This is a genomic window from Streptomyces sp. NPDC054840 (assembly GCF_053611065.1).
In genome coordinates this window covers 1-1,327 of record NZ_JBSGZP010001114.1, presented here as the reverse complement: position 1 = coordinate 1,327, position 1,327 = coordinate 1, and the positions used below count along the sequence as shown (strand labels likewise).

The window sequence follows — 1,327 nt, the reverse complement described above, 5'->3', positions numbered from 1 at the left end:
CCCCGGTGCAGCGGGCGGGCCAGCAGGGCGCCCAGGAATCCCGCCACCGCGCCCCACAGGAGCCCGAGACCGACGTTGCGCCACAGCACGGGCTGGAGCCGGACCTGGCCCTCGAGGCCGTCCACCTCACCGATGCCCAGCAGGGAGAGGCCGAACTGCGCCTGGATCCGGCCCAGCAGGCAGACCGCCAGGGTCGCCAGGGCCAGGGCCACGCCCAGGTGGAGGGCGTGCTGCCAGGGGCGGACGTGGGCGGGGGAGCGTACGGCGGCCAGTACGCCCGTGCCGAGCAGCAGGACGGCGGCCATCACCACCAGCCACCACGCCCGGGAGTCCTGCTCCGCGAGCGCGGAAACGTCGATCCGGGACGGGTCGGAGCCGCGCAGGACCTGGTCCAGCAGCTGCGGCATCGGCAGCCCGAAGGGTCCCTCGACGTTGCCCTCCCAGGCGCCGCCGAAGCCCAGGGTGAGCGCGAGCCAGACGAGGTTCGGCAGCCCGAGCAGGATCACGGCCAGGGTCCGGTCGGCATGGCCCTGGGTGGCGGCCACGACCACGCCGACCCCGATGCCGAGGACGACGTAGGCGAGGAGCAGCAGCATCGTGGCGAAGGCCGCCGGGCGCAGCGCCGAGTGGAAACGGACGAGCCCGGCCGGGAGCGGGGCGCGGCGGGAGACCAGCAGGGCGATCAGCAGCAGGCCCAGGATCCACAGCACTCCGTACAGGAGGGTGGCGGGCAGGTCCGCCCGGAAGCCCACCGTGGGCGCCGAGTCCAGGAGTTCGGTGATGGTCCCGATGGGGGAGTCACCGGTGGAGATGCCGAAGGTCTCGCGCGCGAGGAAGGTGGCGCCGGTCAGGGCGAGCAGCCACAGCACGACCAACGGGACGGCGCGGCCGATGAGTTCGCGGGGCCGCGCCACGGCCCGGTTGTGCAGGGGCCGCAGGAAGAGGTGGCCGGTCATGAGGGCGCCGGCCAGACTCACCGAGAGGGGGACCACCGACAGGCTCACGTCCGCCCCCGCCAGCGAACCGGCACCGCCCGACACCTCCAGCGAACCGCCCGCCGCCATGACCACGACCGCGGCGACCACATGCGGGAAGGCGCCGCCCGGAAGGCCGCCCGCGCCCGCGCACATCAGCCCGGCGGCGGCGACCGCGGCCATCACCACGAATCCCGCGACGACGGCGACGAGGGCGTCCCGCCATGCCCTCGCGGAGCCCCCCGATGATGACGATCTTGACGTCCGACTCACCCTGCCACCGTGACACCCTCGGCTTGCGGGCACCACCCGGACGGCGCACACAATGGTCCCCGGGGAACTCACTCCTCCTG

At 74.2% G+C, this 1,327-nt stretch carries 1 protein-coding gene; it reads right to left on the bottom strand.

Going from position 1 to position 1,327, the window contains the following annotated elements:
- The coding region (locus ACWGIU_RS37990; RefSeq protein ID WP_453712661.1) for a streptophobe family protein at nucleotides 1-1,157 on the bottom strand (1,157 nt) is incomplete at its 3' end.
- Nucleotides 1,158-1,327 lie beyond the last annotated feature (170 nt).